The sequence below is a fragment of the Salicola sp. AFF1 genome (genome assembly GCF_056783195.1).
Genome location: NZ_JBXAYL010000153.1, coordinates 1 through 291, shown reverse-complemented (window position 1 = coordinate 291; position 291 = coordinate 1). Strand labels below are relative to the sequence as shown.

General features: G+C 61.2%; 1 protein-coding gene. It reads left to right on the top strand.

What is annotated here, in order from left to right:
• Positions 1 to 55: 55 nt before the first annotated feature.
• Positions 56 to 291: RHS domain-containing protein (locus AC1RQI_RS17145; protein WP_481905821.1), on the top strand; the 236-nt coding region annotated here is incomplete at its 3' end.

The following is a 291-nucleotide window of genomic DNA, read 5'->3' as shown; positions in this document are numbered from 1 at the left end:
CGGGCGCTTCTTAAAACAATAACCGCATCAACGAGTTAGCGATGATGCGGCCAAAATCGCGTCTGGGTTCGCTGAATACTACATCTGGGACCCGAAGACCGAGGCGCCGCTACTAACGCTGATCGACGGCACGCTTTATCACTACGAACTCGACTGGCGCGGCATGCCCATCCGCCTGTGGTCTGAAACCGGCAACCTGGTCTGGCAGGCCAACGCCGACGCCTGGGGCCACTGCGAGCCGGAAACCCCGGATGGGTCCATCCATCAGCCACTGCGGCTGCCGGGGCAGTT